Genomic DNA, 22,909 nt, shown 5'->3' with positions numbered 1-22,909 from the left:
ATACAAGAGGTTAACCCCTTGAGCGATATGGCGAAAAATCTAATACTCTGGCTGGTTATTGCAGTTGTGCTTATGTCAGTATTTCAGAGCTTTAATGGCGGCGATCAAGTTGATCGTCAAACAAGTTACAGTCAATTTGTTAAAGATGCCCGCAGCGGCTCTATACAAGAAGTGTCTATTGAAAGTGGCAGTGGCACAATTACTGGCATAAAAAATAGTGGCGAGCGTTTTCAAACGATAATGCCGATCTATGATAAAGATATTTTAAATGATTTGTTAAAAAGCGATGTAAATGTCAAAGGTGTTAAACCTGAGGAACAATCGTTTTTAGCAAGCATTTTCATTTCTTGGTTCCCTATGATACTGCTAATTGGTGTGTGGATTTTCTTCATGCGTCAGATGCAAGGTGGCGGTGGCAAAGGCGCCATGTCATTTGGTAAAAGTAAAGCCCGTTTAATGAGTGAAGATCAAGTCAAAACGACTTTTGCTGATGTAGCTGGCTGTGATGAAGCCAAAGACGATGTAACCGAGCTGGTGGACTTTTTACGTGACCCTTCTAAGTTCCAAAAATTAGGTGGTAGTATTCCTAAAGGTGTACTTATGGTTGGTCCTCCTGGTACGGGTAAAACCTTGCTTGCTAAAGCGGTTGCTGGTGAAGCAAAAGTACCATTCTTTACCATCTCGGGTTCTGATTTTGTTGAAATGTTTGTGGGTGTAGGTGCATCACGTGTACGTGACATGTTCGAACAAGCTAAAAAAGCAGCACCTTGTATCATTTTCATTGATGAAATCGATGCGGTAGGGCGTAAACGTGGCGCAGGTATGGGCGGCGGTCACGATGAACGTGAGCAAACGCTTAACCAAATGCTAGTTGAAATGGATGGCTTTGAAGGTAATGAAGGTATTATCGTTATTGCTGCGACTAACCGCCCTGATGTTTTAGACCCAGCATTACTTCGTCCTGGTCGTTTTGACCGTCAAGTTGTGGTTGGTTTGCCAGATATTCGTGGTCGTGAGCAAATCCTAAAAGTACACATGCGTAAAGTACCTTTAGGTGATAACGTTGAAGCAGCAGTGATTGCACGTGGTACACCTGGTTTCTCAGGGGCTGATCTTGCTAATCTAGTGAATGAGGCCGCTCTTTATGCAGCTCGTGGTAATAAGCGTGTTGTTAGTATGGCTGAATTTGACGCTGCAAAAGATAAAATCATGATGGGTGCTGAACGTAAGACCATGGTGATGAGCGAGCAAGAAAAAGAAATGACGGCTTACCATGAAGCAGGTCATGCCATTGTAGGTCGTATGGTGCCTGAGCACGATCCGGTTTATAAAGTATCTATTATTCCACGTGGCCGAGCGTTAGGTGTGACAATGTATTTACCAGAGCAAGACCGTGTTAGCCATTCTAAAGAACTGCTTGAATCTATGATTTCTAGCCTCTATGGTGGCCGTATTGCAGAAGCCATTATTTATGGTGAAGACAAAGTAACTACAGGTGCAAGTAACGATATCGAACGTGCAACTGACATTGCTCGCAAAATGGTTACACAATGGGGTTTAAGCGAAAAGCTAGGTCCATTACTTTATGCTGAAGATCAAAACGAAATGTATATGGGTGGCGGCGGTGGTCGTTCTATGAGCATGTCGGATGAAACAGCCAAAGTAATTGATGCAGAAGTACGTTTATTCTCAGACCGCAACTATCAACGTGCAGAATCAATATTGAAAGAAAATATTGATATTTTACACGCAATGAAAGATGCACTGATGAAGTATGAAACTATCGATGCGAAACAGATTGATGATTTAATGGCACGTCAGCCAGTACGTGAACCACGTGATGCGCATGACCGTCATGAAGCTAAACCAGAAAAAGAAGATGTTTCTAAAGATAAAGCAGTTGATGAAATCCAAAAACCAACTGACGAATCTAAAAAAGGTGAGTCTAAGAAAGATGAGTCTAAGAAAGATGAGTCTAAGAAAGATGAGTCTAAAAAAGATGAGTCTAAAAAAGATGAAACAAACCTTGATGATAAAGCTGAATAATCGTTAAAATAACATATCCAAAAGCCCCGAAGTTCGGGGCTTTTTTGTATCAGTTTGCTGTGATTAACCCAAATTACACTCAACAAACACATATTAAGGTTAGCGATGAATAATAAAATTAACCTTGCGCGTGGTCGAACGCTTGACCTTAGCGAGCCCGTTATTATGGGAATAGTAAACGTTACTCCTGATTCATTTTCGGATGGTGGCCAGTTTTTTAATACGGCAGCTGCGCTAAATCATGCGATGCAATTACTTGATGATGGCGCGACTATTCTAGATATTGGCGGCGAATCAACACGCCCAGGTGCCCCCGATGTTAGCCTTGAAGACGAACTGCAGCGCGTAATTCCGATTATTAAGGCTATTCGTGAGCAAAGTGATTGCATTATTTCAATCGATACCAGTAAAGCTGAGGTCATGCGTCAAGCCATTGAAGCCGGTGCGGATATAGTAAATGATGTGAGAGCTTTACAAGAGGACGATGCGCTTGCTGTCGTTGCGCAGTACCCTGATGTGGCGGTTTGCTTAATGCATATGCAAGGACAGCCGCGAAGTATGCAAAACGACCCTCACTATGATGATTTAGCAAGCGAGATAAATGACTTTTTTAACCAGCGAATCGCTGCATGCGAAACTGCTGGCATAAAGCAAAGCCAGTTAATATTAGACCCTGGTTTTGGCTTTGGAAAAACACTTAAACACAATTATCAAATATTGGCTCAATTTAATGACTACGCGCAGTTTGGCTTACCGCTGCTAGCAGGGTTATCGCGTAAGTCAATGATTGGTAATTTACTCAACAGAGATACAGAAAATAGATTAGCAGGCAGTTTAGCTGGCGCATTAATAGCTGCACAAAATGGTGCGCATATTATTCGTGTGCATGATGTAAAAGAAACCGCAGACGTGCTTGGCGTATATCAAGCCTGCAAACAAGGAGTACTTTAAATGAAAGAAAGAAAATATTTTGGCACAGATGGTGTGCGTGGTTTAGTGGGGCAAGGACCTATTAATCCTGAATTTGCAATGAAGTTAGGTTGGGCTGCAGGGCGTGTATTATCGCAACACGGTACAAAAAAAGTCATTATTGGTAAAGACACTCGTATTTCTGGTTACATGCTTGAAACCGCACTAGAGTCTGGTCTAATTGCAGCCGGTATTGATGTTATTTTACTTGGTCCTATGCCAACGCCTGCCGTTGCGTATTTAGCGCAAACGTTTCGCGCAGAAGCAGGTATTGTGATCAGTGCATCCCATAATCCTTACTACGATAACGGTATTAAGTTTTTTAATGGCCAAGGCTTAAAGCTAGATGATGTTGTAGAGCTGCAAATTGAAGCCATGCTTGACGAACCAATGACATGTGTAGCCTCTGATAAGCTAGGTAAAGCAACACGCTTATCAAGCGCTGATGGCCGTTATATTGAGTTTTGTAAAAGCCAGTTCCCACAAGGCTTATCACTTGAGGGACTAAAAATAGTCTTAGATTGTGCCAACGGTGCAACGTATCACATAGCGCCTTCAGTAATGCGAGAGCTTGGTGCTGAGGTGATCACTCATGCGTGTGAGCCAAATGGGGTGAACATTAACCACGAATGTGGCGCAACACACGTAGATACACTAAAGCAAAAAGTACTTGAGCATAAAGCGGATGTAGGTATTGCCTATGATGGCGATGGCGACCGTGTAATGATGGTTGATCATAATGGCCGTGTATTTGATGGTGATGATTTAGTTTACATTATTGCCTGTCAAGCTGCTCAAGATGACAACTTAGGTGGTGGTGTTGTTGGTACTGTAATGTCGAATATGGGCCTTGAAAATGCATTAAAAGCTAAAAACATTGCTTTTGCTCGTAGCAAAGTGGGTGACCGTTATGTGATGGAGCTACTGCAGCAAAAAGGCTGGAAAATAGGTGGTGAAAGCTCAGGTCATGTTTTAAACCTAGATTTGATTAGCACTGGCGATGGCATTATTTCAAGCTTGCAAGTACTCGCTGCTATGGTGGCACAAAACCGTACACTTCAAGATTTAGGCGCTGGATTTACTAAGTACCCAATGAAAATGATTAACGTGCGATACACTGCCGGTACCGATCCGACCCAAGCGCCAGAAGTGCTTGCTGCAGTGGCTGAAGTAGAACAAAGCTTAGCAGATAAAGGCCGCGTATTACTGCGTAAGTCAGGGACCGAGCCTGTTGTACGGGTGATGGTTGAAGCAGAACAAGAAAAAATAGTTATCGACAGCGCACAGAAAATAGCAGCGGTTGTCGAATCTATGAGCAAACAAACTGATTGATAACAATAACCTCTTGTAACTTTGGGCGAGTCGAGTTAATATCTCGCCCGCTTTCTAATGTGGAGTGGAAAAATGGCAACACGCAAGGCGATGGTCGCAGGCAACTGGAAAATGAATGGCTCATTAGAGCTTGTTGAACAACTGTCTGATGCTATTAACAATGTTAAATCTGCTGAAGTAAACATTGTTTTATTTCCTCCGTTTCCACTGGTATCAGCAATGATTGCAAGTGGTGTAACTACCGGAACACAAACCGTTTCAGAGAATACACCCGGTGCTTTTACTGGTGAAGTAGATGCCCAGCTGATTAAACAGTTAGGTGCAAAGTATGTACTGGTTGGTCATTCAGAACGACGCAGCATATACAAAGAAAGTAACGATACCGTAGCGGCTAAGTTTGCTCGCGCACAACAAGTAGGTTTAACGCCTATTTTATGTGTTGGAGAGAGCGAAATAGAGCAAGAAAACGGGCAAACAGAACAGGTAGTTGCTGCGCAGATTGACGCAGTAATTAATAAATTAGGTGTAGCAGCACTGAAAGAATCTGTGATAGCATATGAGCCCGTTTGGGCTATAGGCACAGGTAAGACTGCATTGCCTGAACAGGCACAAAGTGTTCACAAATTTATCCGTGACAAAATTGCTTCATTAGACAGCGATTTAGCACAAGGGCTAACCATCTTATATGGTGGTAGCGTTAATGAAAAAAATAGCGAATTATTATTTGCACAAACAGATATAGACGGCGGGCTAATTGGCGGCGCAAGTTTAAAAGCAGAATCATTCACTGCTATCTGCAATAGTGCAAAAGGGACCGTATAAGATGTACGAAATTTTATTAGTAGTGTATTTAGTTGTAGCTTTAGCGCTTGTTGGTATGGTTTTGATCCAGCAAGGTAAAGGTGCTGACATGGGCTCATCATTTGGTGCGGGCGCATCGTCTACTGTTTTTGGTTCTTCAGGAGCCGGTAACTTTATGACGAAAACAACAACAACTTTAGCAACAATCTTTTTTGTGTTGAGTATTGTTTTAGGTAACCTAACTGCCGGTCAAATTAAAAAGACTGACGAATGGGAAAACTTAGAAGCTGCTCCAGCTGTTGAAACTGTTAACCCAGTTGAAGAAGATGTTCCTGTAACATCAACTAAAGAGCAAAGCTCTGACGTACCAAATTAATTTAGTTTTAAATCGTTAAGTTGTTTATTCCCCTCAAATAAACATGCGGACTTAGCACTAAGCAATAGCTTAAAAAATGCGGATGTGGTGGAATTGGTAGACACGCTACCTTGAGGGGGTAGTGCTTTCGGGCGTGGGGGTTCAAGTCCCCCCATCCGCACCAAATACAAAAACCAGTAACAGTAATGTTACTGGTTTTTTTGTGCTTGAAATTTAAAATATTAAACAACTCTTTTTAGATTAATGTTGAACATTGGAGAGAACACTCTATATTTCAATTGTTAGTGTTTATAAAAGAATACTGCTGTATATTTAATTTTATGTATAAAAAGCGTCGAAAATTAAAAATAAAGTTAACATTTTTGCATCTTAAGCCGATAATAACTATAGATAATTAAACGGGGTAAATTAATATGGCTTCAGGTTTCTCTTTTAAAAACCTCAGCATTACTAAAAAAATACATGCAATTACATCTATAGCGATTATCGCATTCTTAGTAATTGTTTTGGTTAATTACTTTGCTATGAACGAAAATCGCATATCACTTGATGAAATGGAGAAGTCTTCTTATAAAGTAGCCAAATTAACCCTGGCTAACGTAAGTATTTTAGAAAAGTTAGATGAGTTATACACTCAGGCTGTAACCTTTGGTGAACAAGACTTAGTAACAAAAGCGGGTGAAACTTATCAGCAGCTCACTACGAACTTAGACGCAATAGAAGCAATTAATGCATCATATGTTGATAGCGACACAAAAACGCGGCTGGCTAATTATGAGAAAATATCTTCAACTATCGCCAATGGTATGGTTAATGGCACGGCTGACTTTAGCAAAATACAACAACAGGCTCAGCTTAAAACAAGCCTTTTTGAGGCTGTTTTAACTAGCTTTAAAAGCGCGCAGCAAAAAGCAGATGATCGCTTTTTCCAACTTGTTGCTAATACAAAAGCACGCTCAGATGATGCGCTTAATTTAATGCTGCTTGTTGCGGTTGTATCATTAGTGCTGCTGTTACTTATGGCTATTTGGATTGCACGTAATATTGGTTCATCAGCCAGTGATGCCGCTAATAACCTGAGTCTTCTAGCAAGTGGTAAAGGATCATTAAGTACCAAGCTTGCCGTTAACTCTGAAGATGAAATAGGGCAGGTGTCTATAAACTTTAATGCCTTTATTAGCCTACTAAGAGAAACCGTTTTAGAAGTAATAGCGGTATGTGAACCGTTAATGGAAAATTCAACCCGGCTTGTGCAAGGAATGGAGCGAGCTGAGCGAGCAACCACTAAACAAACCACCGATGCCGATGTTGTTAAACAGTCGATGGAAGAAATGAAGCAAAGCGTTGGCGATATTTCACAATCAGCTGCGAGCGCATCTAATGCCGTGCAAACAGCAGAAAAAGAGGTAGATCAAAGCCGTGCGCAAGTAAAAATGTCTGTTAATGCGTCGCGCACTTTAAGTGATGAAATTAATATAGCGGCCAACACCATTAATAAGTTAGCAGATGACACTAAAAATGTATCGCAAATACTAAATGTAATCACCTCCATTGCCGAGCAAACAAACTTGTTAGCGTTAAATGCTGCAATAGAAGCTGCGCGCGCAGGTGAACATGGTCGTGGCTTTGCCGTGGTTGCTGATGAAGTCCGCGAGCTTGCATCACGCACAGCACAGTCAACCAATGAAATTCGTGAGCTATTAAGTACCCTAAGTGTTGCTGCCAATGAATCTGTAACGGCTATGACCTCTGCAAGAGACATGGCAACCGATAATGCCAGTGCAGCAGAGCAAACCGGTGTCTCGATTGAAAAAATAGCAGAGCAAATACTAGAAATTAATGGGATGAACTCGCAGATTGCAGCAGCAACTGAAGAGCAAACCTCAGTGGCCGCAATGGTTGTAGACAACGTATCTAATATGCATGTTTCATTTGAAGATACAATGAGCTCACTTAAAGCAGTAAGAGATGTGGCTAAAAACTTACATTACCTTTCAGATAACCTATTAGATGCAACTGCTAAGTTTAAAATTGAGTAGTCGTTAAGACACTACTTTAACGTTTTATGAAGGTTGTAAATGTTATAGATATAAAAAAGCCCGCAATAAAGTATTTATTGCGGGCTTTTGTTTTTAACCTAGTAGATTAATATTTACCTACTACTTTTACTTTATCACTTGCTTTAGCGCTGTCTATATAGCCAATTGCATCTGCATTAGCAGCTACAAAATCAATTACTGCTTGGTCGTTATCAAGTTTACCTGGAGGCGTGCCTTTACCAGTAAAAACCAGCTTTGACCAATAGGCATTTAATTGACTGCCTGATTTGCCAACAAGCTTGTCGTTAAATTCATCAGCTACTGCATTACCATTTTGGTTAACAGGATTTACTTTGGTACCATCAGCAAACGATTTGCTCTTGCCAAGGTATATTTTTTTAATATCATCTTGGCTCACTGCATTGGCATTAGCTGGGTTTACAATTACAGCAACTTCAGCAAATGCTATTGTGCTACACAGTGTTAGCATGCTGGCTAAAATTAATTTTTTCATCATACGCTCCTATTAAAATACTAAATCAACGCCAACGGCGACTACGTCAGTTTCAGTATTTGTTATATCATCTTCAAAGCGACTAAAATCTACTTTTAAGGCTGCCATTGGGTGGAAGTCATAGCGAGCGCCTATGGTGTATACATTACTTTTTGCCTTTGAGCCTTCTAAAGCTTGGTTAAGACCTGCGTTTAGAGGTGGAACAGTTGGTAGTGCATTATAACGGCTGCTGTCGTGCTTATCGTCGTTGTTTTCGTATGTTAAGTGAACGGTTACCTCGTCCATACGGTAGCCTAAAGAGGTGTAGTATTGAGTTTGCTTAGCGAGCGCGCTGTTTTCAACTTCAAATTCTGTGTATTCGGCATCAAACAAGATATTGTTGTAATCGATTGAGAAACCGAAAGCGAGGAAGTAGCTATCATCCTCATTTATTGCTATATCATTTGCTTGTTCTGAAAACCCTGAACTACGAAGTGCCTGCTCAAGTCCATTAAGAGCCATACCTTCAGCTGTATCATTTTGAATACCGATACTCGTATCTGCAATGAAATATGCAGCGCGAGCGCTAAACCAATCGTATGACAATGACCAGTTAACCCCGGCCATGTTGTTAAGCTCGGTATCTCCGTTTACTGATACTACGGCGATATTATCGTCGAAGCTGCCATAAACAACTTGCACAGTCGAATCCCAATCACCAAGTTGAGTTGTATGTAATAAGCTTAGGCCTTCATAGGTTGAGAACGGTAAGTTATATACAGACTGAGGCGGACGTACCCAGCGGTAGGTATAACCAACATCTAAAAAGTCAGAGTAGCGAAATAGAGGAAGACGCATTTTTCCTGCGCTTAATTGTAAGTCATCTGAGAATTCATATGTTAAGTACGCCCATTCAAAATCAGCGTCAAAATCATTTGCCCCGCGAGCTACAATCTGCGCTGTGGCGGTTAGCTTCTCTTGCAAATCAGCGGTTAGCTGAAGTGCAAATACGCTTTCATTTTTAAATGAAATATCATCATCATATCCATATAACGTTTGATCACTATCGAGCGACTTACCACCGACAATAGAAGCAAACCCATTAATACGAACCTCAGCACTTGCGCTGCTTGTGGCAAGTGCGCAACAAATTGCTACTGCTACAGATAGTTTTTTCATTGTGTATCCTATTTAATTTCATGTGTATCCCGTTGCAGTATAAGATGAGCATTAACTTTTTTCTAATTAAAATTAATGAATTAAGTACTTTTTACTACTTTTTTGCAACATCAATGTAGTGGAGTTATTGAAATTTAAGCACTTTTTATTTTTAGCTTATGTAACTAACTGAGTTGTTTGGATTATTAATTATGAGAGGAAAGTTGATAAAGTAAGTATTAAGTAGTGTTTTTTTAGTTATGAACGCGAATTTATATTTTTTAGGTTATCTTGGCACCAACGAATTGCCTGCTGCTTATTTTTGACCGCTATTTTTTTATAAATTTTATGTAAGTGAACTCTAACCGTAGCTTCACTTATAAATAAACTATCAGCAATAGCACTGGAGTGAAGTCCACTAAAAAGTAGGTTGAGTACTTTAATTTCTTTATCGGTTAAATTACTTGTTTGCAAAGCATTCTTTTGTTCTGTATCGAGCATTTGACGCATCCAAATGTCACTAATGGTTCGTGGAAACCACAATTCGCCTTGTTTAATTGCTTCTAGCCCCCTAGTGAACAACTCTTCACTAGTATCTTGATAAAAAAGACCTTTTAAATTTGGCCATTCTTTCAGTGAAACGGCATCAGTATCTTTAGGAATATTATAAATAACTAACCCTTGGTAATTATTTGTATGAATAAATTGGTTTAAAAGTTCGTAGTTAGTTAGGGAGTTAAGGGCTGAGTAGCATACTAACAATATGTCGTTATTCAATGTAGTAAAAAATAATGGATTATAGTGGTTGTTGTTAAAAAGCATGTTAGTTGATTGTGTGGTCTGTTTTTTTGTCATGCTTTTCACCTAAAAATGGTTCTGCTTTATATTTAAATATAAAGGCTCTTTGGATATTGTCATAATTTCAAGCAGTTTTAATGTGTTTTCCACAACAAACGGTGTGTACGATTAATGAACAATACAGTTGGTGGTTAATATTAAAGTATTAATTTATAACCAAAGCTGTGTCATTGTTGAGGTAATTAGTTTAGATTAAAAAAGCTAAAAATTATTTTTTTGTATAAACAAAAGTTAAATATACATATTGTAACTTTTATGTAATATAATGCACTCCCAGAGGAAAGATGCATCTAACGCATCTTTTTTTATGCCTACAATTTATGTTTACACAGCATAACGCATAATTAAATTAATACCCTTTGGAGAAAACCTTGAAATTACGCACCCTCTCACAGTTAAGTTTAGCGGTTATTGCAGCCCTAACAACTTCCGCAAATGCACAAGAAGCTAAAACGACAGCCAAACAAGACGCGTTTGAAAAAATTGAAGTGACAGCTCGTAAACGTACAGAGAGCTTGTTCGAATCTCCAACTGCGATTACATCAATAGGTGCTAACCTTATTGATAAAGCCAATATGGGTAACTTAGAAGATATTGGTAAATACGTTCCTAACTTAAATATTACTCGCTATGGTGTTGGTAACGCAGCGCATGCTTCAGTATTCATTCGTGGTATTGGCTTGCAAGATCACATTATAACCACAGATCCTGGCGTAGGTGTTTACCTAGACGGTGTTTATTTAGGCCGCCAAATGGGATCTAACTTATCACTTCCTAATGTTGAGCGTGTTGAAGTTCTGCGTGGACCACAAGGCACGCTTTATGGTCGTAATACATTAGGTGGCGCGGTAAATGTAATTACTAAACAACCAGGTGATGAGGGCATTTTAACGACATCGGCTAAAGTCGGTAGTCGTGGTCGTATCGCTGGTGATATTTACTTCAATGATGCATTAACCAATGATTTAAGCATGTCGGCAAGTGCGTCATATAAGCAACGTAATGGGGTAGGAACAGCGGTAAATTTAGTTAACCCTGAAAAAGAAATTGGTGAAGAGCAAGAGTTTAGTGGTCGTATTGCGCTTAAATACGAAGCAACCAGTGATTTAGCGTTTACCTTCTCGCTAGATGGGGTTGATAATGAATCAGGCCAATCGCCTTATACTATTGAGCTTACTGAACCATTAGATTCAAGTAATGTATTCAATGGTGATTTCCCATTATTAACTGAAGACTTACTTCCAGCGAATCCTGATGATTTAGGCACAACAGTTGCCGGTATTGAATCAACCTCATATTCCGGTTGGGGCACGTCATTCACAGCTGATTGGGCGATTAATAACACATATACAGCCAAGTTTATTTCAAGCTACCGTACCTCTGAATATGAAGGTGGTTTAGATGATGATGCATCTTCACTTAACTTATCAGAGTTCCCAGAAGTGGGCGGTGCAGATCAATACTCTTTTGAACTTCAACTAAACGCCACGTTTGATAAAATGGACTTTGTTTCTGGCTTATACTTCTTTAATGAAGATGGCTTTACTCGCTCTGAAGATTTTGTATTTAGCCCATTTAACACGCCAAATGGTCTATTGAATGATGGTGTTACTCCGTCATTTGGTGGTTTTGGCTTTTTTGAAATCAATCAAGAAACAAACTCATACGCAGCTTACATCAACGGTAGTTACGATTTAACTGATGATTTAACAATCGGCGGTGGTCTTCGTTACTCAGAAGATAAAAAAGATGCTAATGCCATTTTCCCAACCTTCCCTGAACGTAAAGACATTAGTGCAGACTTTAATGCAGTGACATGGGACATTAATGCTTCATACCAGCTTAGCAATAATATGAACGTTTACGGTCAAGTGCAAAAAGGTTACCAAACAGGTGGCTTTCCACCGCGCCCATTTGGTGGTCCGGATCAGTTTGTATCGTTTGATGAAACCAAAGCAGTTAACTACGAGATTGGTTTAAAAGGCCAGGTACATGAAAATGTATCTATGATGCTTGCAATGTTTGTTACTGACTACACTGATTTAGCACTGCCATTCTCAGATCCAACAGCGGGCGGTGGCTTTGTCACTATCGTTGAAAATGCAGGCCAGTCTAAAGCGCAAGGTATTGAGCTTGAAACCACAATTGCACTAACCGACGACTTTACTATTCGCACTGCAGTAGGCTACTTAGATTCTGAAATTACAGAAGTAGCTGAGGGCGTACAAGGTATTGGCAAAGGCGACTCACCAGCACTGACACCTCGTTGGACAGTAATGGTTGCTCCATCTTACTTTGTTGATTTAAGCAATGGTGGCACGGTTGCATTAAATGCAAACTACTCGTACCGCAGTGAAATGCAAGGTCAGTCAGTTTTCAACAAAAGTGAAACGATTGATTCGCGTGAGCTAGTTGGTTTTAATATTTCTTACACTAACCCATACGGCGATATGGAAGTAACGCTATATGGTGAGAATGTATTAAACGAAGTTTACGATGTAGGTCGCTTGCAGCAAACTGGCTTTGTTGGCGTAATGCGCAGTAATGATCGTAGTGAGTTTGGTTTAAAATTCAAAAAAGACTTTGAACTATAATCCATAATTTACTCTAAAAGTTAAATAAAAAAGGTAAGCCATGGCTTACCTTTTTTTATGGTTAAAAATAATTAACCTTCTTTATGTTCTTCTCGTGCTTGCTCAATTTCTGCCGCAATTTCACGTGCTTTTTGCTTGGTTTTTTCAGTCAGGTCGCCAGCCGCTTCTTTGCTTTTAATCCATGCATCAACAGCCACTTCTTTGCCGTCATCGTACATGTCTAAGCCCATCGCTTTACTCTCTTCGAGTAGCTCATTAAATGACTCGTCATTTTTAAGCTCATTGGTTTTTTCTTTAACGTCGTTCCACGTTTCGTTTAGCTTTTCTTGAACTTCAGCGCTTGTTTGTTTGGCGTCTTGTTTCACTTCGTTGGCATCTTCACACCCTGTTAGTGTAATTAAAGTGCCTAATAATGCTAAACCTGCTAACTTCTTCATTGACTATCTCCTTTAGTGAAAAATATATTTCAAGGGTAACTATACAACAATGAAAATGAACATAGCTGTAACAACACGATTAAGTTTTAAATTAATGGACGAAAATGATTGGCCGCAATTATACGAGCTCGATCAAGACCCCGCAGTAATGCAGCATTTATCTCAAGGTAAACCAACCACTCTTGAAGAGATAAAAACGATAAGTATTCCTAGAATGCTCGCTTATCGTAATGCGCAACAAGGTTGGGGGTTATGGCAAGTAAACCTGCGTGAAGGCAATACCTTTATAGGGTGGGTGCTTGTACGGCCGATGGGCTTTTTTTCAGATACGCCTGATTTTAGTGATATTGAAGTGGGCTGGCGATTTAAACAAGCGAGTTGGGGTAAAGGTTATGCAATTGAGGCGGCACAAGCGATTTGCTCAACGATTGAGAAGCAACCGCAAATTAAGGCAATTAGTGCCACGGCACTGACCGCCAACGTTGGCTCAATTAGTGTTATGAAAAAGCTCGGTATGCGGCTTAAACATTATTATATTCATACTGATGACGGCTCAAACTTAACTGCTGCGCTATATTCAAAGTCGTGTAGATAGATTAAAAATAATCTCAAGCTCTACAAATATAGCGTCTAAATATTGACCTAGTGTTTGTTACTGTGCATTAATGTTTGCCATAAATGTATAAAAATAACCTAAGGATATGGGATGGGATCACTCTTTTCACCAAGCAAGCTAATTATTAGTAGTGTCTTAATAATACAAGTATGCTTTTTTAATGTTGTTGCCAAGCAAAGTGCGGTGGCGATGCCCGACACATTTAGTGCGCAAGCAGCAAAAACTGTGTTACAGCAGGGGGGCAATGCGGTTGATGCAGCCATTGCAGCGCAGTTTGTGTTGGCCGTTACGCTCCCCGAAGCAGGTAATATTGGCGGCGGTGGTTTTATGCTTATTCATAAAGATGGGCAAGGTGATTTTATAGATTACCGTGAAACTGCACCTAACGCCGCGCATCGTGATATGTATTTAGACCAGCAAGGGCAAGTTATTGCCAATAAGTCTATTTATGGTATTCATGCCAGCGGTGTACCCGGAAGTGTTGCTGGTATGTGGCTAGCACATAAAAAGCATGGCACATTACCTTGGAAAACCTTAGTACAGCCTGCGGTAATATTAGCAGAGCAAGGTTTTGTGGTGCCTGAAAAGTTGGCTCTGTTAATTGAGGGTTACATAGAACACCTAAACAATAAAAACATTAAAGTAAACTTTGCCAATTATTTTGCAAGCGCCACATCTGGTAAGCTTTTTAAGCAACCTGAGCTTGCAGCGACACTCAAACGCATTCGCGATAATGGTAAAGATGGCTTTTATCAAGGTGAAACTGCAACGATCATCGCAAACTTTATGAAGCAACATGGCGGTATTATTACTCAAGACGATTTAAAAAATTACCGCGCAAAGTCTCGTACACCTATAAAAGCTAACTGGAACGGCTATCAAGTCGTCACTTCGCCACCTCCTAGCTCTGGAGGTATTGCTATATTGCAATGGCTGAAAATGTATGAGCTTAAAAAACCAACTCCTGCACAACAACATAATTCAGTAGGGTATGCGCATTTATTGGCTGAAATAGGAAAGCGAGTGTTTGCTGATAGGGCAGAATACTTAGGCGATCCTGACTTTTACCAAGTACCTACAGCAAAGCTGCTTGCAGAAAATTACCTTAAAAACCGTAGCAACAGTATAGATTTAAATGCTATTTCAACTACCGAAAATATTAAACCAGGTTTAAAAGAAAGCGAGCAAACCACCCACTTTTCCATTGTTGATAACATGGGGAATGCCGTTGCTAATACCACCACCATTAATTTAGGGTTTGGTAGTGGTGTCGTTGTAGAAGGCGCAGGCTTTATTTTAAATGATGAAATGGATGATTTTAGCGCCAAACCTGGGGTTATGAATGTATTTGGCGCCATTGGCGGCAAAGCAAATGAAATTCAGCCGCATAAACGTATGCTTAGCTCTATGACCCCCACTATTTTACTCAGTAATAATCAGGTAAAAATGGTAACAGGGTCGCCCGGCGGTACCACTATTATTAGCTCTGTGTATCAATCAATACTCAACGCAATTGAATTTAATATGAGCGCAGATGATGTAGTAAATAGTCCGCGATTTCATCATCAGTTATGGCCTAAAAATGTAATTAGAGCGCACTCGGGATTGGAGTCCTCAGTCAAGCAACAGCTAATAAAAATGGGTTATACAGTCGATGAACGCCACTTTGGTGATATGCACGTGATTATTAATAATGAAGGCAAATTAGATGCAGCGTCTGAGCAAAGCGGAAGAGGGCAAGCGATAGTATTTTAAATGTCAACAATTGACGTTTGAATGATATGCACCCCAAAACCATCTATGGGGTGCATATATTAGAACAACTATAAGGATTAGCCTATTGCAGGTATTAAGCCTGCCATTTGTAGGCATTGTGCGCTAATAATTGATATACCGCACAAAGCGGCTATCGCTAAACCAATGTTACCACTGCGTACTTTATAGCCTTCTTTTTCAATCCCCTGACGCTGCTTGTACACCATACTAACAGGTAAAAATACTGCCAATATTACTAAAGCAATGGCCGCATAGCCTAATGCCATAATAAAGCCTTGCGGGTAAAACAAAGCAAATCCAAGAGGAGGAACAAAAGTAATAAGTGCTGTTTTAATTCTATCTGCGCCCGTATCTGCTTTTTTGAATGTGTCGGCAAAAAAGTCAAATAACCCCAAGCTCACCCCTAAAAATGACGTTGCTAGGGCTAAGTCAGCAAACAATTTAACCGCAGTAGAAACATTGGCGTTATTGGCAATATTGGCCACACTGGCTACAAACCCAGTTAACCCTTCGCTTTGTAGTAATTGATCTTGACTCATTATGCCTTGGCTTAATACTTGCCAAAATACATATATAACCAATGGTAAAGAGGCGCCTGCAATCATAACTTTGCGTAAGGTTTTTATATCAAGCCCGACGTATTTAACAATAGAAGGAATTGAGCCATGAAAACCAAAGGAGGTAAATACCACCGGAATAGCCGATAGTATCAGCCCTTGCTCAACAGGCATTTCCAATAAATGTTGGCCATGTACATAAGGTGTTAGCATATAAAACAAGCTAGCCAAAACGACTATTTTTATACTAAATAGTACTCGGTTAAGCTTATCTACTTTACTAGTGCCTAAAGTCACCACGCCTGCAATTAGCACGGCTAAAATAACGGAGCCTAATTGTGGAGCAATACTAAGATTAAACCCAGTATTAATGCGCTCTTGTAGCTGAGCACCACCACCTGCTATGTAAGCAGCACACAGTGCATAAAATAAGAATATCATCGAAAAGTTAGCCACATACTGGCCACGTTTACCAAGCCAAAGCTTAGCAAGTGTATTTAAAGTGGCATCGCGAGGGGCATATTGGTGTAGCTCCAACATAAGTAAAGCAGTGTAGGTCATAAGTAACCAACAGCCGACAATTAACACCATTGCCGTATTAAACCCAAGCCCCGCAGAGGCAATTGGTAGGGCAAGCATACCTGCGCCTATGGTAGTTCCTGCAACAATTAACATGCTACCTATTGTTTTATTTTTAAGCACTTAATGATCCTGATCAAACGTGAGAGACACGCAAGATATAACTAGTTGTGCAAAACTTAAATAGTTTTGTCATAAAAGAGACAAAATAAAATGTAATCTTCTATTTACAACTGTATTTAAAAAGCAGAGATATTTTGCAGATGTAATTTAACTCATTAATATAATTAATAAATAAAAAGCCAAATGTTAATAACTAAATGGTCAGATTATTGGTTTTGCACAATAGAGGGATTACTAAAACAATAGGTGTTGGCCGAAAGTGCTAAAATTGCACCTTCAGCCATTAAAAGAGGGGGCTGAATTTACATTTTAGCTATTTGAATCACTAAGCGGCGGTTTTTATCACGGCCCAAAATATTATCGTTGGTATCTACAAAGCGTTTTTCACCAAAGCCTTCAGTAACCACTTTAGCTTCATCAACACCTAAGCTCACCATGTAATCTTTAATCGCCTTAGCACGGGTTCTAGATAAATCGAGGTTATTCCATCGGCCACCGTAACTATCGGTATAGGATGCAATACTGATTGACTCTATACTGGGGTCGTTTTTCAAATACTCAGCAATTTTATCAAGGCGTTGTTGCGATGACTTAGTTAACTTACTGCTATTAGATTCATAGTTCATTATAGTGAACGAAATATCTTCAAAATTGTATGGCAGTAGTTCATCGCGGCACTGTAAAAACGCCCAATACGCTTGCTTAAAGTTAACATTAGACATGCCCACGGCAATTTTATCGGCACTATTTTGCCAGTCTTGGTAGTAAAAAGTGGGTTGGTTACCTTTTTCAAGCTCAGTAAGCATTTCCCATGCTGTTTTATTACCTAATTCACCATCAAACTTTTTAAGTAATTTCATATCAGCAATATCACGGGCAGGGCGGCCTGCTCGCCAGCTAGGTGGTACCGCTTTTAAACCGGCAATCGCGTAATTTTCTGGGCGCACAACCATGTCTAAATTAAAGGTGAGATCTTTGTTTTTACTGGCTGATGCTTTAAAAACGGCTTCACCATAGTAGGGAACTTCATGATTTAATTGGCATTGTAAGCGAGTCGTTTTAACCAAGTTCCAATTTGAATTATCTTGGTTAGCCGTGTATTGGCGCATTGCCGCAGTTGTATTCAAACTACACAGCACACTACTAATGCCTAGGCTAATAAATAACAACTTACACTTCATCGAGAATTCTCCAGTTATCTAGCTCTGCCAAAAAAGTGACAAAAACCGTAAAATATTACGCAACAGCAAATAATTCAGCGCAAACGCTAGTTATAAAGCAAGTAACATGCCTATAGTTTAACTGTAATTAATCAATAAATCCCCTAGCCGACAGGCCACCAATTTTGACATAATAGACAGCTAATCCCTATAAACCAAGAATACTATGGCAAATACTGAGCAAACACTTTTCGCGCAACGCTTTCGTGGCTTTTTTCCAGTGGTTATTGATGTTGAAACCGCCGGTTTTAACAAAGAAACCGACGCACTACTAGAAATTGCAGCGTCCGTTTTAAAAATGGATGATGAAGGACTGCTTAGTATCGATCATACCGTTCATTTTCATGTGCAACCGTTTGAGGGTGCAAACATTGAGCAAGCTGCCATTGAGTTTAATGGGATTGAGCCTTTTTCAGCACTTCGAGGGGCTGTCCCAGAAGAAGAGGCGATTAAAGAAATTTGTAAAGTAGTGCGCAAAGCGCAAAAAGCTGCAGGGTGCCAGCGCTCAGTGGTGGTTGCTCATAATGCCGCTTTTGATCACGGCTTTTTAAATGCGGCTATTGAGCGTAATAATATCAAGCGCACACCATTTCATCCGTTTGTTAGTTTTGATACCACATCACTTGCTGGTTTGGCATTAGGGCAAACGGTACTAGCTAAAGCGTGTCGCGCAGCAGGGATAGAGTTTGATAACAAACAAGCGCATTCAGCGTTATACGATACAGAACGTACTGCTGAACTATACTGTTTAATTGTTAATCGTTGGCAGCAACTAGGTGGTTGGCCGCTTGCTGTAGACGAAACACAACAAAGCGAAGACGAAGCAAGCAACCAAGACTAGAAACTCAGCTCATAATAGTGAATGTTCACTTTTGAGCTGAGTCAGTCTTAATAAGTGTTATTAAAACGATTGGGTTATTTTACCTTCACTGTGGGTGATTAAATGTGGTGGGTAATTACGCGAAAAGCTAATTGATTCTCGTGCAATTTTAAGCTCCACCCCAGGGTGCATAAGCTCATTAACTTTTAAACGACTGAGCGCTAAAAGCTGCGCCATTTTCTTTCTTAGCAACTGCTTTTGCTGATTGATACTAGCGCTTCGGTTTGCTATGTGTTCTTCATTAGTTATTATTTTATCTAAAAACTGCTGACGCTGTGAACTTGCAACCTGTTTATTAATTCGCTGGCGCGCTTGCTGCAGCTCAATTGACTTACTAATTAAAACTTTTTCAAAATCGGTGATTTGCGCTTGTTTTTGTTTTAGCACGTACCAGCGCTGGGCGATGCAAACTCGCGTTTTAGTCCCTGCTGGCGCCCCTAATTCGCCTGTTTCAATGCGCATTGCATCAAGAATATGGCCACCAATAATTTTACCTTTAGGATCTTTTGCACTGCCCACTCTAATTAGATTTCCGGCACTTAAGTCACAATGTAATGATTGGCGATCTATTAATAAGTTTTGCTCCGTTTTTATGTCGCAGTATTGAGAGTAACCAAGCGCAACGGTTCGTTTAGAAAAAATAGAACAGGTGAATGGCTCATCGGCTTCTCGCTTACGACCAATTGCACCCTTTACTATTGTGATGGCGCTATCACTTTTTAGCTGTGCCGATTCAACAAAACCTAAAACAGTAATATCGCCAGTGGCAGTCACGCGCATGCCATCTTTTATATCACCGCTGACAATAACGCTGCCATCAAATTCAACATGCCCGGTACTTGGGTCAATATTGTGAAAACATAAAACATCATCAACACGCATACCACGGGGAAGGGCAACCGGTACGCCAGTACAATCCGCAATTAATAAATTAGGGTTATCGGGCGCAATTTTAGTGCCGTCAAAGGGTTGTAATTTATGCTCTTTACCGGGAGGAGCAGTTATTACATCACCAAATACAGTAAACCCATCAACACCGGGTGTTGCAGGAATACGTCGCATTAGTTCACATCCCGGTTTTACAGTAATAATATCACCTAGGTTTCTCATATCGACTTTACCACCGCCCTTAGCTTGCGGGCTAAGTACGCGGTCTTGCGCTGTGCAGCAAAGACGCACAAATTTGGCATCGTTACCCACTTTAGGCGCGCGACCAAAAGCGACTTCGGCGCAATGCGTGCTTCCTGAGGGGTGTTCAAACTGTTGTGCCAATAACTGTTCTAATGCATGAGAGCTAATGCCTTTTACAATGCCTGCTTGTGTTAACTCTTCAATCGCTTGTTCCATGCTAAGCAATTGACCGCCCTTGGCAGTAATAAGGGTAGCTTCAACGAGCATGTTTTTTTCATCGATGTTTATCGTAAGCTTTGCATCAATGGCTTGAGCAATCACTAAAGAGGTGGGTTCTTCGGTATTACTTTGAGCAAACAGCTTACCAATATTGCTAGCAATAACCTCACACTCGCAATATTCTGACTGTCCAATTAATTCAATAAGCTGTGTTGCTGTTGAGGCTAAACCTGAAACTTGTGGGTGGGAAACTAAAGAGATATACCCCGTTTGCTCATCAAAAGAAAAAACCGACATTTATAAATCCTCTAGGTAATATGCCTGTTATTATTTTTTATAATCTATTAGACCAAGGTCTAGCTGCATATTTGAGCACAAACAAGCCTAGGTGTTAAGTAATTGTTTTTTTATTATCCTAGTATTTACATTTTTAAGTACGTGTTTGATGCAGGATTAATCAAGCGATAAAATAAAGTGCCTAAGGTGTTGAGTATTGATGGGTTACTCAGTTATACTGCTTGCACGCTCTGAATGAGTAACCTTATTCAGGGGCTGATTAGGATTCGACGGAATTCAAGAAGCCCAAGGTGCATGTCGAGGTGCGGTTTGCCTCGTAAAAAAGCCGCAATTTAAAGTAATCGCAAACGACGATAACTACTCTCTAGCAGCTTAGGCTGGCTAGCGCTCCTTCCATGTATTCTTGTGGACTGGATTTTGGAGTGTCACCCTAACACCTGATCGCGACGGAAACCCTGGCCGGGGTTGAAGCGTTAAAACCAAGCGGCCTCGCCTTTATCTACCGTGTTTGTCCGGGATTTAAAGGTTAATTAAATGACAATACTAAACATGTAGTACCGACGGTCGAGGCTTTTCGGACGGGGGTTCAAATCCCCCCAGCTCCACCAATAACGGTTTTTAAATTCGTTTGTTTAAAAACCCTAAAAAACCCGCAACTTGAGCAATCAAGTCGCGGGTTTTTTTATGGCTAAAATTATTGAATTTATTGTGCTTTGGTTTATCTTGCGAACCCCGAACCCCGAACCCCGAACCCCGAACCCCGAACCCCGAACCCCGAACCCCGAACCCCGAACCCCGAACCCCGAACCCCGAACCCCATACCACTAATAGACTAGTCGCTTACTTGTCTGTTTTTTGTATTATGAGTCAATGATTAACTGCGGGCATTAGTATGGATATTTTTACAGCTGAACACATTTCGCCTTTGATCTCGCTGTTACTCATTGTACTGGCGGGGTTTACTTCGTTTGTATCGGCCGCTTTTGGTGCGGGCGGCGGGTTAATGCTGTTGGTGGTAATGGCGTCGGTGATGCCTATGGCAGTGGTGGTGCCGGTTCATGGTTTAGTGCAGTTAGGCTCTAATGCGAATCGGTTGTTGTTAAGTATTACCCATCTTGATAAGCCGATGTTGTTGTATTTTACTCTGGGTGGATTAATTGGCGCGGGGCTATCAAGCCAAGTAGTAAGCGATATTAACCTTGATAGCATGAAGTTGTTTGTGGCTTTATTTGTCATTTATTTATTGTGGGGAACAATTCCTGAATTTAATAAAGACTCACGATTAGGGCGTCTATTAGCGGGGGTAATTACTGCATTTATCTCTACTTTTGTGGGGGCAAGTGGGCCTTTGGTGGCCAGTTACTTACATATTAATCATTACGATAAGCTTAAATTTACCGCGACTTTTTCAAGTATTATGACCTTGCAGCATAGTTTAAAAGCTGTCGTTTATGCGGGGCTTGGCTTTAGCTTTTGGCAATGGTTGCCGTTAACACTGGCGATGATTTTAAGCGGAGCCATTGGTACATGGTTAGGGATTAGATTACTTAAGCGGTTATCGGTGGCACGTTTTAGAGTTATTTTTAAAGTGATTTTAACCCTGCTTGCCATACAGCTTGCATGGCAAGGGGTGAGTGTAATGTTTACTTAATAGCGGCTTTTATTGGTTTGTCGCCATCAAATACTTCAAATATGCAGCGATTGCTGCCTTGCTCTGTGGCAATGGTAAATAGAACATGGGCTACATTTTCACGGCTAATGATTGCTTTATCGCGCTCTTTAGGGCGTTCGGTAGAAATAAGTTTTGAGGCATTCTCATCAGTGAGTGAGCCCGGGCGTACTATGGTGTAATTGAGTCCACTATTAATTAAATGCCTATCTGCCATATGCTTAGCTACTAAATAGGGTTTTAAGTCGCTTTGGATTGCATCCGGATCGTCTGCACCAATAGAACTCACCATAGTAAAGTGCTTAGCTGCATGCTCTTTTGCGTAATTAATGGCTTTAGTTGCAGCCCATAAATCAATAAGTAAGGTTTTATCTGCACCGGTATTACCGCCTGAACCTGCGGCAAAAATGATATGGTCACAACTGCGCAGCGCATCGCTAAAATCATTTTCTAAATCTTGCTCTACGATAGTTAAATAGTCGCTATTTAAGTCATCTAATTTGCTTTTGTCACGCACTAAAGCCACTACAGGATGTTGGTGTTCAAGCAATAGTTGGGTGGTTAGTTTACCAATTTGCCCACTGGCACCAATTACTAATGTTTTACTCATCACATACTCCTTATTTTATAAGACAAAACAGCCGACTTAAACTTTATCCACTGTACTAAAGAGCTGGGGGTAATAATTTGTTTTTAAAGTATAGGTTTGTTTTTTAGTGTGAGCAGTGTGATCTGCCTT

At 40.5% G+C, this 22,909-nt stretch carries 19 protein-coding genes, 1 tRNA gene and 1 other RNA gene; 13 read left to right on the top strand and 8 right to left on the bottom strand.

Going from position 1 to position 22,909, the window contains the following annotated elements:
• Positions 1-27 precede the first annotated feature (27 nt).
• The 7 genes from ftsH to B1F84_RS10435 all read left to right on the top strand — a co-directional run bounded on the left by ftsH (position 28) and on the right by B1F84_RS10435 (position 7,563).
• Positions 28-2,046, top strand: coding sequence for an ATP-dependent zinc metalloprotease FtsH (gene ftsH / locus B1F84_RS10465; protein ID WP_131691377.1), 2,019 nt, complete (start codon positions 28-30; stop codon positions 2,044-2,046).
• A 105-nt stretch (positions 2,047-2,151) separates the two neighbouring features.
• On the top strand, positions 2,152-2,997 hold the full coding sequence (gene folP / locus B1F84_RS10460; RefSeq protein ID WP_008464778.1) for a dihydropteroate synthase: 846 nt from the start codon (positions 2,152-2,154) through the stop codon (positions 2,995-2,997).
• A complete protein-coding gene (gene glmM, locus B1F84_RS10455; RefSeq protein WP_008112693.1) occupies positions 2,998-4,347 on the top strand; it encodes a phosphoglucosamine mutase in 1,350 nt (449 codons plus the stop codon). It abuts the gene before it with no gap.
• A 72-nt stretch (positions 4,348-4,419) separates the two neighbouring features.
• On the top strand, positions 4,420-5,169 hold the full coding sequence (tpiA, locus tag B1F84_RS10450) for a triose-phosphate isomerase (RefSeq protein WP_131691376.1): 750 nt from the start codon (positions 4,420-4,422) through the stop codon (positions 5,167-5,169).
• Between the two features lies 1 nt (position 5,170).
• Complete coding sequence (secG, locus tag B1F84_RS10445) at positions 5,171-5,524, top strand: preprotein translocase subunit SecG (RefSeq protein WP_008464781.1); 354 nt, start codon at positions 5,171-5,173, stop codon at positions 5,522-5,524.
• 78 nt (positions 5,525-5,602) lie between these two features.
• Positions 5,603-5,687 (top strand) — tRNA-Leu (locus tag B1F84_RS10440).
• Between the two features lie 250 nt (positions 5,688-5,937).
• Complete coding sequence (locus tag B1F84_RS10435; RefSeq protein ID WP_008112700.1) at positions 5,938-7,563, top strand: methyl-accepting chemotaxis protein; 1,626 nt, start codon at positions 5,938-5,940, stop codon at positions 7,561-7,563.
• 106 nt (positions 7,564-7,669) lie between these two features.
• Here B1F84_RS10435 and B1F84_RS10430 read toward each other — a convergent pair whose 3' ends face one another.
• The 3 genes from B1F84_RS10430 to B1F84_RS10420 all read right to left on the bottom strand — a co-directional run bounded on the left by B1F84_RS10430 (position 7,670) and on the right by B1F84_RS10420 (position 10,069).
• Positions 7,670-8,077, bottom strand: coding sequence for a hypothetical protein (locus B1F84_RS10430; protein WP_008112703.1), 408 nt, complete (start codon positions 8,075-8,077; stop codon positions 7,670-7,672).
• Between the two features lie 12 nt (positions 8,078-8,089).
• Positions 8,090-9,235: a porin gene (locus B1F84_RS10425; RefSeq protein WP_076920413.1), complete on the bottom strand. Its 1,146-nt coding sequence runs from the start codon at positions 9,233-9,235 to the stop codon at positions 8,090-8,092.
• Between the two features lie 237 nt (positions 9,236-9,472).
• Positions 9,473-10,069: a LuxR C-terminal-related transcriptional regulator gene (locus B1F84_RS10420; protein WP_008465814.1), complete on the bottom strand. Its 597-nt coding sequence runs from the start codon at positions 10,067-10,069 to the stop codon at positions 9,473-9,475.
• A 374-nt stretch (positions 10,070-10,443) separates the two neighbouring features.
• On the opposite strand from B1F84_RS10420, the gene B1F84_RS10415 reads away from it, so the two are divergent.
• On the top strand, positions 10,444-12,666 hold the full coding sequence (locus tag B1F84_RS10415; protein ID WP_131691375.1) for a TonB-dependent receptor: 2,223 nt from the start codon (positions 10,444-10,446) through the stop codon (positions 12,664-12,666).
• A gap of 71 nt (positions 12,667-12,737) precedes the next feature.
• On the opposite strand, the gene B1F84_RS10410 is transcribed toward B1F84_RS10415, so the two are convergent.
• Entirely contained in the window at positions 12,738-13,103 is a 366-nt protein-coding gene (locus B1F84_RS10410; protein WP_131691374.1) for a hypothetical protein, read from the bottom strand.
• A 49-nt stretch (positions 13,104-13,152) separates the two neighbouring features.
• Here B1F84_RS10410 and B1F84_RS10405 point away from each other — a divergent pair, with 49 nt between their 5' ends.
• Both B1F84_RS10405 and ggt read left to right on the top strand, forming a co-directional pair.
• Positions 13,153-13,698, top strand: coding sequence for a GNAT family N-acetyltransferase (locus tag B1F84_RS10405; protein WP_131691373.1), 546 nt, complete (start codon positions 13,153-13,155; stop codon positions 13,696-13,698).
• 111 nt (positions 13,699-13,809) lie between these two features.
• Entirely contained in the window at positions 13,810-15,474 is a 1,665-nt protein-coding gene (gene ggt / locus B1F84_RS10400) for a gamma-glutamyltransferase (RefSeq protein WP_131691372.1), read from the top strand.
• 77 nt (positions 15,475-15,551) lie between these two features.
• On the opposite strand, the gene B1F84_RS10395 is transcribed toward ggt, so the two are convergent.
• Both B1F84_RS10395 and B1F84_RS10390 read right to left on the bottom strand, forming a co-directional pair.
• A complete protein-coding gene (locus B1F84_RS10395) occupies positions 15,552-16,754 on the bottom strand; it encodes an aromatic amino acid transport family protein (RefSeq protein ID WP_131691371.1) in 1,203 nt (400 codons plus the stop codon).
• A gap of 302 nt (positions 16,755-17,056) precedes the next feature.
• Positions 17,057-17,935, bottom strand: coding sequence for an OmpA family protein (locus B1F84_RS10390; RefSeq protein ID WP_131691370.1), 879 nt, complete (start codon positions 17,933-17,935; stop codon positions 17,057-17,059).
• A 205-nt stretch (positions 17,936-18,140) separates the two neighbouring features.
• On the opposite strand from B1F84_RS10390, the gene rnt reads away from it, so the two are divergent.
• On the top strand, positions 18,141-18,815 hold the full coding sequence (gene rnt, locus B1F84_RS10385; protein ID WP_010388028.1) for a ribonuclease T: 675 nt from the start codon (positions 18,141-18,143) through the stop codon (positions 18,813-18,815).
• Positions 18,816-18,875: 60 nt separating this feature from the next.
• Here the strand turns inward: rnt and B1F84_RS10380 are convergent, their stop codons facing one another.
• Positions 18,876-20,501, bottom strand: a complete 1,626-nt coding sequence (locus B1F84_RS10380; RefSeq protein ID WP_131691369.1) for a FapA family protein — start codon at positions 20,499-20,501, stop codon at positions 18,876-18,878.
• Positions 20,502-20,752: 251 nt separating this feature from the next.
• Here B1F84_RS10380 and ssrA point away from each other — a divergent pair.
• Together ssrA and B1F84_RS10370 are read left to right on the top strand one after the other, a co-directional pair.
• Positions 20,753-21,109, top strand: a transfer-messenger RNA (tmRNA) gene (gene ssrA, locus B1F84_RS10375).
• A gap of 284 nt (positions 21,110-21,393) precedes the next feature.
• Positions 21,394-22,152, top strand: a complete 759-nt coding sequence (locus B1F84_RS10370; RefSeq protein WP_076919191.1) for a sulfite exporter TauE/SafE family protein — start codon at positions 21,394-21,396, stop codon at positions 22,150-22,152.
• On the opposite strand, the gene B1F84_RS10365 is transcribed toward B1F84_RS10370, so the two are convergent.
• Entirely contained in the window at positions 22,145-22,780 is a 636-nt protein-coding gene (locus B1F84_RS10365; RefSeq protein WP_131691368.1) for an SDR family oxidoreductase, read from the bottom strand. The genes B1F84_RS10370 and B1F84_RS10365 overlap by 8 nt on opposite strands.
• Positions 22,781-22,909 lie beyond the last annotated feature (129 nt).

The organism is Pseudoalteromonas sp. DL-6, from assembly GCF_004328665.1.
Lineage (GTDB): Bacteria > Pseudomonadota > Gammaproteobacteria > Enterobacterales > Alteromonadaceae > Pseudoalteromonas.
The sequence above is the reverse complement of the archived record's forward strand: the minus strand, read 5'-3'. Positions and strand labels throughout refer to the sequence as shown.

Excerpts from the sequence above, each read along its gene's own strand:
- ftsH (WP_131691377.1), top strand. The coding sequence starts at position 28 with ATGGCGAAAAATCTAATACTCTGGCTGGTTATTGCAGTTGTGCTTATG.
- folP (WP_008464778.1), top strand. The coding sequence starts at position 2,152 with ATGAATAATAAAATTAACCTTGCGCGTGGTCGAACGCTTGACCTTAGC.
- glmM (WP_008112693.1), top strand. The coding sequence starts at position 2,998 with ATGAAAGAAAGAAAATATTTTGGCACAGATGGTGTGCGTGGTTTAGTG.
- tpiA (WP_131691376.1), top strand. The coding sequence starts at position 4,420 with ATGGCAACACGCAAGGCGATGGTCGCAGGCAACTGGAAAATGAATGGC.
- secG (WP_008464781.1), top strand. The coding sequence starts at position 5,171 with ATGTACGAAATTTTATTAGTAGTGTATTTAGTTGTAGCTTTAGCGCTT.
- B1F84_RS10435 (WP_008112700.1), top strand. The coding sequence starts at position 5,938 with ATGGCTTCAGGTTTCTCTTTTAAAAACCTCAGCATTACTAAAAAAATA.
- B1F84_RS10430 (WP_008112703.1), bottom strand. The coding sequence starts at position 8,077 with ATGAAAAAATTAATTTTAGCCAGCATGCTAACACTGTGTAGCACAATA.
- B1F84_RS10425 (WP_076920413.1), bottom strand. The coding sequence starts at position 9,235 with ATGAAAAAACTATCTGTAGCAGTAGCAATTTGTTGCGCACTTGCCACA.
- B1F84_RS10420 (WP_008465814.1), bottom strand. The coding sequence starts at position 10,069 with ATGACAAAAAAACAGACCACACAATCAACTAACATGCTTTTTAACAAC.
- B1F84_RS10410 (WP_131691374.1), bottom strand. The coding sequence starts at position 13,103 with ATGAAGAAGTTAGCAGGTTTAGCATTATTAGGCACTTTAATTACACTA.
- B1F84_RS10405 (WP_131691373.1), top strand. The coding sequence starts at position 13,153 with ATGAAAATGAACATAGCTGTAACAACACGATTAAGTTTTAAATTAATG.
- ggt (WP_131691372.1), top strand. The coding sequence starts at position 13,810 with ATGGGATCACTCTTTTCACCAAGCAAGCTAATTATTAGTAGTGTCTTA.
- B1F84_RS10390 (WP_131691370.1), bottom strand. The coding sequence starts at position 17,935 with ATGAAGTGTAAGTTGTTATTTATTAGCCTAGGCATTAGTAGTGTGCTG.
- rnt (WP_010388028.1), top strand. The coding sequence starts at position 18,141 with ATGGCAAATACTGAGCAAACACTTTTCGCGCAACGCTTTCGTGGCTTT.
- B1F84_RS10380 (WP_131691369.1), bottom strand. The coding sequence starts at position 20,501 with ATGTCGGTTTTTTCTTTTGATGAGCAAACGGGGTATATCTCTTTAGTT.
- B1F84_RS10370 (WP_076919191.1), top strand. The coding sequence starts at position 21,394 with ATGGATATTTTTACAGCTGAACACATTTCGCCTTTGATCTCGCTGTTA.
- B1F84_RS10365 (WP_131691368.1), bottom strand. The coding sequence starts at position 22,780 with ATGAGTAAAACATTAGTAATTGGTGCCAGTGGGCAAATTGGTAAACTA.